The organism is Sandarakinorhabdus sp., from assembly GCF_032115815.1.
Lineage (GTDB): Bacteria > Pseudomonadota > Alphaproteobacteria > Sphingomonadales > Sphingomonadaceae > Sandarakinorhabdus.
In genome coordinates this window covers 1-7,621 of record NZ_JAUMBI010000214.1, presented here as the reverse complement: position 1 = coordinate 7,621, position 7,621 = coordinate 1, and the positions used below count along the sequence as shown (strand labels likewise).

Annotated in this window: 8 protein-coding genes and 1 tRNA gene; 6 read left to right on the top strand and 3 right to left on the bottom strand. The window is 63.8% G+C overall.

Features of this window, described 5'->3' with window-relative positions; all coding sequences use genetic code 11:
* Positions 1–77: 77 nt before the first annotated feature.
* Positions 78–152: transfer RNA gene (locus tag RT662_RS12455), tRNA-Val, on the bottom strand.
* A 69-nt stretch (positions 153–221) separates the two neighbouring features.
* Between RT662_RS12455 and RT662_RS12450 the strand changes: the two genes are divergently transcribed.
* The 6 genes from RT662_RS12450 to RT662_RS12425 all read left to right on the top strand — a co-directional run bounded on the left by RT662_RS12450 (position 222) and on the right by RT662_RS12425 (position 5,162).
* Entirely contained in the window at positions 222–1,679 is a 1,458-nt protein-coding gene (locus RT662_RS12450) for a sodium:solute symporter family transporter (protein ID WP_313671028.1), read from the top strand.
* A 26-nt stretch (positions 1,680–1,705) separates the two neighbouring features.
* Positions 1,706–1,927, top strand: a complete 222-nt coding sequence (locus RT662_RS12445; RefSeq protein ID WP_017669035.1) for a DUF6356 family protein — start codon at positions 1,706–1,708, stop codon at positions 1,925–1,927.
* Between the two features lie 31 nt (positions 1,928–1,958).
* A complete protein-coding gene (locus RT662_RS12440; protein WP_313671027.1) occupies positions 1,959–3,173 on the top strand; it encodes a serine hydrolase domain-containing protein in 1,215 nt (404 codons plus the stop codon).
* A gap of 23 nt (positions 3,174–3,196) precedes the next feature.
* On the top strand, positions 3,197–4,063 hold the full coding sequence (gene yghU, locus RT662_RS12435) for a glutathione-dependent disulfide-bond oxidoreductase (RefSeq protein WP_313671026.1): 867 nt from the start codon (positions 3,197–3,199) through the stop codon (positions 4,061–4,063).
* Positions 4,060–4,506, top strand: a complete 447-nt coding sequence (locus RT662_RS12430; protein ID WP_313671025.1) for a PaaI family thioesterase — start codon at positions 4,060–4,062, stop codon at positions 4,504–4,506. Before yghU ends, RT662_RS12430 begins: the two co-directional genes overlap by 4 nt.
* Positions 4,507–4,709: 203 nt before the next feature.
* Positions 4,710–5,162: a hypothetical protein gene (locus RT662_RS12425; protein ID WP_313671024.1), complete on the top strand. Its 453-nt coding sequence runs from the start codon at positions 4,710–4,712 to the stop codon at positions 5,160–5,162.
* Positions 5,163–5,208: 46 nt separating this feature from the next.
* On the opposite strand, the gene RT662_RS12420 is transcribed toward RT662_RS12425, so the two are convergent.
* Together RT662_RS12420 and RT662_RS12415 are read right to left on the bottom strand one after the other, a co-directional pair.
* A complete protein-coding gene (locus RT662_RS12420) occupies positions 5,209–5,952 on the bottom strand; it encodes a hypothetical protein (RefSeq protein WP_313671023.1) in 744 nt (247 codons plus the stop codon).
* A gap of 53 nt (positions 5,953–6,005) precedes the next feature.
* Positions 6,006–7,621 (bottom strand): vitamin B12 dependent-methionine synthase activation domain-containing protein (locus tag RT662_RS12415; protein WP_313671022.1); only part of this gene is annotated, 1,616 nt, incomplete at its 5' end.

Sequence of the window (7,621 nt, the reverse complement as noted above, 5' to 3'; positions counted from 1 at the left end):
TGCCGGCTTGAAGCCGGCAGCCAGCCCGGCCAGTCGGAAGATGACGCTGCGCGCTATCTTCTCGCCCGGCTGCGGCATGGTGGGCGCTGAGGGTTTCGAACCCCCGACCCTCTCGGTGTAAACGAGATGCTCTACCGCTGAGCTAAGCGCCCATGCCGCCAGTGAAGCCGTCTGCTGACCGCCCCTAGCCGCGCCCGCGCGTTCGTGCAACCTTGGCCGCGATGGCCACGCTCGACACCACGCAAACCGCTGTTTTCATCGTGTTGACCTGCCTGATGGCGCTGGCCACCATTTGGCAGGTGCGGCGCATGGGGCGCAAACAGGGCAAGCGCTCTGCCGCTGCCGACAACCGCGAGTATTTCCTTGCCGGCGGCGGGCTGACCTGGCCGTTCATTGCTGGCTCCATCACCCTCACCAACCTGTCCACCGATCAGCTCGTCGGCATGAACGGGCAGCAGATGCTGCTGCTGGCCTGGTGGGAGCTTTCGGCCGTCGCCGGCCTTGCCATTCTCGCGCTGGTGTTCCTGCCGGTCTATTACCGGGAGGGCTGCACCACCACCACGGAACTCCTCCAGAAGCGCTACAACTCGCCGGCCCTGCGCGCCCTTGTCTCGGCGCTGTTCCTCGCCGGCAACCTGCTGATCTATTTGCCGATCACCCTTTACACCGGCGCCTTGTTCCTGCGCACCGTTTCGGGCACCGATCTGCCGCTGCTGCCGCTGGCCGCCGTGCTGGGCGTGGCGGGATCACTCTATGCCATCCTCGGCGGCCTGCGTGCCGTGGCGGTTTATGACACGATCGCTGGGGTTGGCGTACTGGGATCGGCGCTGGCCATCGTCTGGCTGGCGCTGTCGGCCATCGGTTGGGATTTCTCCGGCATCCCGGCCGAACGGCTGACGCTGGTTGGCGGCCCCGAAAGCCCGATCCCGTGGCCCACCCTGCTCACCGGCATGATCTTCATCCAGACCTTCTATTGGTCCACCAACCAGAACATCACCCAGCGCGCCATGGCCGCGCCGTCCCTGCGCGAAGGCCAGAAGGGTGTGTTTGCCGCCGGCATCATCCGCCTGATGATCGTGCCGGCCATTGTCGTGCTGCCCGGCATCGCCAGCTACAAATTGTTCGGTCCATTGGGAGACACCGCCTATGGCCGCATCGTTGCCGAGGTGATGCCCACCTGGGCCAGTGGCGCGTTCGCGGCCTTCATGGCGGCGGCCGTGCTCACCCACTATACGTCCATCCTCAACAGCACGACGACGCTGTGGGTGTGCGACATCCACGAAGCCTATATCAACCGCAACCCCAATGTCGGCCGGCTAAACACCTTCATCTCATTGGGTTTCGTGGCGATCTCCATCGCGCTGGTTCCACTCTACAGCGGGGCCGCTTCCATCATCAACCTCGTGCAGCAGTTGAACGGCCTGCTCTCCATGCCGATCCTCGCGGCGTTCATCTGCGGCCTGATCTTCACCGGCATCCGCGCCGGCGCGGTGATGCTGGCGCTGGTTTTCGGTGTTGGGCTCTATGCCGTGTTCACCTGGGTGTGGACGCCCACCCACTATATCCATCTGATGCTGGTGACGCTGCTGGCCACGATTGCGGTGGCGCTGGCCATCAATCGGCTGATGGGCGGCACGGCACGGTTGCGGCATCGCGCGGCTGCGGCCAATATGGCCTGATCGATTCCACCGCCAGAGAGGCTGCCATGTTCACTCGCCTGTTTCTCGAACACCCGCGCGTGGTGAATGAAAGCTACACCGAGCATATGGGCGCCGCCTTCGGCGTGGGCGGCCGCATGTTCGTCGCCAGCCTGAAATGCTTCGTCCACGGGCTGGTTCCCGGCCTCTACAAGACCGCCGGTTCCGATGCGATCTGCGAACTGCATCGCCAGGTGGCGCCGCGCAAATACGACCAGCCGACCTTCTGATCGGCCACAACAACATGACGGGGATGCCGCGATGACCGACACTTTGGGATTTTCGCCGGCCCGGCTTGCCCGGCTGGACGCGCATCTGGCCGAAAAATACATCGCCACTCGCCGCCTGCCCTGCACCCTGTCTCTGGTCGCCCGCCACGGCGAAATCGCGCACAGCCACCCGCAGGGCCTTGCCGATGTCGAACGCGGCATTCCGTGCCGGGAAGATACCATCTTCCGCATCTATTCGATGACCAAGCCGATCACCTCGGTGGCGCTGATGATGCTGGTCGAACAGGGCAAGATCGCGCTCGATGATCCTGTGGCGAAGTATATCCCGGAATGGAAGAACCTCGGCGTGTTCGTCGCCGGCACCCACAAGCTCGGTTTCCAGACGAAGCCCTGCACCCGCCCGATGCAGGTGGTCGATCTGTTCCGCCACACCGCCGGCCTCACCTATGGCTTCCAGCTGCGCACCAACGTCGATGAAGCCTATCGCCGCGAAAAGATCGGCGAGATCGAAAAGGCCGGCACGCTGGAAGACATGATCAAGACACTGGGCAAGCTGCCGCTGGAATTCTCGCCCGGTGACGCATGGAATTATTCGGTGGCGACCGATGTGCTGGGTTGGCTGGTGCAGGTCGTGTCTGGCCGCCCGTTCGAACAGTTTCTGGCCGAGGAAATCTTCGCCCCCCTGGGCATGGTCGATACCGGCTTCCACGTGCGTGAAGGCCAGCAGCACCGCTTTGCCGCCTGCTATCAGCCCGACAAGACCGGCACCATCACCCTGCAGGATGATCCCACCACCTCCTCCTACCTCAAGCCGCCCAGCTTCATCTCCGGCGGTGGCGGGCTGGTTTCGACGGCAAGCGATTATCTGCAGTTCTGCCGCATGTTGCTGAACGGCGGCACGCTGAACGGCCACCGGATCATCAGCCGCAAGACGCTCGATCTGATGACCGCCAATCACCTGCCCGGCGGCGTCGATCTGCCTGCCATGAGCCGCAGCCTGTTTTCCGAAGCCGCCTATGATGGCGTCGGCTTCGGCCTTGGCTTTGCCACCAGTACGGCCGCCCACAAGACGCTGATGCCCGGCAGCAACGGCGATTATTTCTGGGGCGGCGCGGCCAGCACCTTCTTCTGGATCGATCCGGAGGAAGATCTGATCGGGATCTTCATGACCCAGCTCATCCCGTCCTCCACTTGGCCGGTGCGCAAGGAAATGCGCACCATGGTCTATGCCGCTCTGGACGATTGATCCCTGCCCCCGGAGACAGACTGATGACTGATTATGTGCCGCCCAAGGTCTGGACCTGGGACAGGGAGAGCGGAGGGCGTTTCGCCGCCATCAACCGTCCCATCGCCGGCCCCACCCACGAAAAGGAGCTGCCGGTCGGCAAGCACCCGATCCAGCTCTACAGCCTGGGCACGCCCAATGGCGTGAAGGTGACCGTGTTGCTGGAGGAACTGCTGGCGCTGGGCCACGCGGGCGCGGAATATGATGCCTGGCTGATCAACATCGGCACCGGCGATCAGTTCGGTTCCGGCTTTGTCGCGGTCAATCCCAACAGCAAGATCCCGGCGATGGTGGACCACAGCACCACCCCGCCCACCCGCATCTTCGAAAGCGGCGCCATGATGATCTATCTGGCGGAAAAATTCGGTGCCTTCCTGCCGACGGACCATCACGCCCGCACGGAAGCGCTGAGCTGGCTGTTCTGGCAGATGGGCTCGGCGCCGTTCCTGGGCGGTGGCTTCGGCCATTTCTATGCCTATGCCCCCACCAAGCAGGAATATCCGATCAACCGCTATGCCATGGAAGTGAAGCGGCAACTGGACGTGCTCGACCGGCATCTGGCGGACAACGACTATATGGCGGGCAGCGAGTACAGCGTCGCCGACATGGCGATCTGGCCCTGGTATGGCGCGCTGGCGCTGGGCCTGCTCTATGACGCCGGCGAATTCCTGGAAGTGGCGAGCTATACCAATGTCATCCGCTGGACCAAACAGATCGGCGCCCGCCCGGCGGTGAAGCGCGGCCGCATGGTGAACCGCGCCTTTGGCGATCCCGCCAGCCAGCTGCACGAACGCCACGACGCCAGCGACTTCGATACGAAAACCCAAGACAAGATTGGTAAAACCGCGTGACCGAGGCAGCCGCATTTCCCCAACCGCCCGATACTGGCCCCGAAGGTTCCCTGCCCCACAGCCTCGCGCAGCGCCGCATCGTCCGCTTCGAACCCGGCCATGCGGTGATCGAATATGAAGTGCTGCCGGCCATTTGCCATAGCGGCGGCGTCGCGCAGGGCGGCTTTGTCGCCGGCTGGATCGATGCCGCCATGGCCCACGCCGTGATGGCAAAGTTCGGCGTCGAACGCGTGCCGATCAGCCTGGAGATCAAGGTCAGCTATTTCGCGCCGGCCAATCCCGGCCGCGTGCTCGCCGAAGCCTGGATCGAACGGGCGGGTGGGCGGACATTATTTGCCGAAGGCCGGCTGACGACACTGGATGGCAAGATCCTGGCCAAGGCCAGCAGCACCATCACGCTGATCGACGCCAACAAGGTGAAAGGCTCGATGACCGGCAATTGAAGCTGGCCACGCCATTATTGGCACGCAAGCTGCTGATAAATTTCTGTTAATAAATTTGTTCGACAGCATCGCTTGAAGAGCGCAGCATCACCCTACTGCGAGTCCCAAATTTGGTATTAGGAGCAATCCTGCCCCTGTATCCGAAGCAAGGAACTGCAGGAAATCGACAGCACATAAGTGACTGTCTTTGGGGGAGGAACAGCATGAAAACTCGTGTTTTCGGGATGATGTCGCTTGTCTTGTTGGCCAGCGCCAGTGTCGTCAGTGCGCAAAGCTTCACCTATGTTTCAACATCCAGCGCGCCCAGCACCACAGTGGGCGGCGCCGGGCCTGATGGGCGGCCGTTCGGCGCTGCGGCCTGGTCCGGCACCAGTGAACTGATGATGGACGGCAAGAAGGTGATGTCGAACTTCACCTGCGTTGCCATGACCCAGCCGAACAATGCCAAGGTCTTTGATCAGCACATGATGTGCAATGGCAGCGATTCCGGCGGCACCTGGACCTCGGCCTGGGGTTGCTCCGGCGCGCAGGCCACCGGCATGGCGTGCTGGGGCCAGTTGCAGGGCCTGACCGGCAGCTATGCCAAACGCATCGGCGTCATCACCGGTTCGGGCAAGGGCGCGATGCAAACCGGTTCCGGACATTGGAACCCGTGACGCATTGGCGTTGACGTTTGGGGGCCGGCGCTGCGGTGTCGGCCCCTCATTCGCCCGGCGGAGTGATCATGATCCGGATGCTCACCCACGTGCCCACCTGATAATCGCCATTCACCCGCGGCGGCTTCACGCGGAACTGCCAGGCGGCCTCGTTCACCGCATAGCCCATGCCGGAACCGGGTGATTCACCGATCGGGCGGCAATCTTCCACCTTGAAGCGCGGCGCGGTTCGGCAGGCGATCAGGCCGAAGGCCCCTGGCCCGGAATAACGCGCCTTCCGGATATAGAAGGCGAGTTCCGCATCGGTGGGCTCGCGTTGCCATTCGGCGGCATAGAGCTTTGATCCATCCGGCGCGACGCCCACCACTGCGCTGTCCGGCGGGCCGGCTTCGGCCATCTGTGCCGGTGCACTGTCGGCAGGCGCCAGCTTGCTGAGATCGAAATCGCGCAAGGCGGGATCGCCAAAGCTCCACTTGGCCGGCGGCGCGTCTGGCACGGTCACCATTGGCTTGGGTTGCGGATTGCTGGGGGCCTTCTCTGCCCGCTTCTGCTGCTGCGGCTTGGGTTGGGCGCGCTGCGGCGTCGGCGCGGCCACATTCACCGCCACCATGCTGGTGATGCCGGGTTTGCCCTTGGGCAGCGGCGGCGCCAGCAACAACAACAGCAGGATCAGCAGGACATGCAGCGCGATGACGATGGCGAGCACCGGCACGCGCCGCCAATCCGGCAGCAGGCCGCGCTGGCGAGCCAGGTATCCGGCTGGAGCCGGGAAGGAGGCGGGGGCGTTCACAGGGCGGGCAGCGGGCGGGGATGTCTTCCCTACCCCGCGCAGGCCCTGCCCGGCTAGTCGAGATTTGGCCGCAGCAACTGGGTGGCGCGTTCGCGGCTCACCCCCAGCCGGGCGGCATAGTCCTCCAGCTGGTCCGGCCCCACCCGCGCCACGCCAAAATAGGCACTTTCCGGGTGCGCGAAATAGAAGCCCGAAACGGCGGCTGTCGGCCACATGGCGAAACTGTCGGTGAGCGTGATGCCGGCGCGCGCTTCCACCTGCATCAGATCAAACAGCTGGGTTTTCAGGCTGTGCTCCGGGCAGGCCGGATAGCCGGGCGCCGGGCGGATGCCGGTGTAGCGTTCGCGGATCAGATCCTCGTTCGACTGCTTGTTGCCCTTTTCGTGGCCCCAGATCTCGCGGCGCACGCGCTCATGCAGATATTCGGCAAAGGCTTCGGCCAGCCGGTCGGCCAGGGCCTTCAGCAGGATATCGTTGTAATCGTCATGCCCGGCCTTGAAACGAGCCAGTTGCACATCGATGCCCTCGCCCGCCTGCACGGCAAAGCCGCCCAGCCAATCGGCTTCGGGATGGATGAAATCCGCGAGACACATGTTGGCGCGGCCATCGCGCTTGGCGATCTGCTGGCGCAGGAACGGCAGGCGTTTGACGGCGCTGGTGCGGCTTTCGTCTGCGAACAGCACGACATCATCGCCTTCGCGCCGCGCCGGCCAGATGGCGATCACGCCCTTGGGGTGCAGCCAATCTTCGGCCACGATAGACTTCAGCATCGCCTGTGCGTCGGCAAACAGGCTGGAGGCGCTGGCGCCCACCACCTCATCGGTGAGAATGGCCGGATAATTGCCGTGCAGTTCCCAAGCGCGGAAGAAGGGCGTCCAGTCGATATAGGGGATCAGCATTTCCACCGTCACATCGTCGATGGTCTGCACCCCGGTGAATGCGGGCTTCACCGGCGGATGCGCGATGAAATCGGTCGGGAAGCCATTTTCGCGGGCCTGCGCGATCGGCACCAGAGCCGATTGGCCGCCGCCGGCGCGCTGGATGCGGATCTTTTCATATTCAGCCGCCGTTTCGGCCACCAGCGCCTCTTTCAGCGTGTCTGAAACCAGCGTGCCGGCCACGCCGACCGCGCGGCTGGCATCGAGCACATGCACCACCGGCCCTTCATAGGCGGGCGCGATCCTGAGCGCGGTGTGGACTCGGCTGGTGGTTGCCCCGCCGATCAGCAGCGGCATGGTCATGCCGGCGCGCTGCATTTCGCCGGCGACATGCACCATTTCATCCAGGCTGGGCGTGATCAGGCCGGAAAGCCCGATCATGTCCGCATCATGCTTCACCGCGGCATCAAGGATGGTCTGCGCCGGCACCATCACGCCCAGATCGATCACCTCGAAATTGTTGCACTGGAGCACGACGCCCACGATATTCTTGCCGATATCGTGCACGTCGCCCTTCACGGTCGCCATGATGATGCGGCCCTTGGAGGATGAACCTTCGCTCTTTTCCGCTTCGATATAGGGCAGCAGGTGCGCCACCGCCTTCTTCATGACGCGGGCGGATTTCACCACCTGCGGCAGGAACATCTTGCCGCTGCCGAACAGATCGCCAACCACGTTCATGCCGGCCATCAACGGGCCTTCGATCACCTCGATCGGCCGCGCCACGGTCA

What these genes read in the sequence shown, in the direction of transcription:
- RT662_RS12450 (WP_313671028.1), top strand. Translation starts at nt 222, where the DNA reads ATGGCCACGCTCGACACCACGCAAACCGCTGTTTTCATCGTGTTGACC.
- RT662_RS12445 (WP_017669035.1), top strand. Translation starts at nt 1,706, where the DNA reads ATGTTCACTCGCCTGTTTCTCGAACACCCGCGCGTGGTGAATGAAAGC.
- RT662_RS12440 (WP_313671027.1), top strand. Translation starts at nt 1,959, where the DNA reads ATGACCGACACTTTGGGATTTTCGCCGGCCCGGCTTGCCCGGCTGGAC.
- yghU (WP_313671026.1), top strand. Translation starts at nt 3,197, where the DNA reads ATGACTGATTATGTGCCGCCCAAGGTCTGGACCTGGGACAGGGAGAGC.
- RT662_RS12425 (WP_313671024.1), top strand. Translation starts at nt 4,710, where the DNA reads ATGAAAACTCGTGTTTTCGGGATGATGTCGCTTGTCTTGTTGGCCAGC.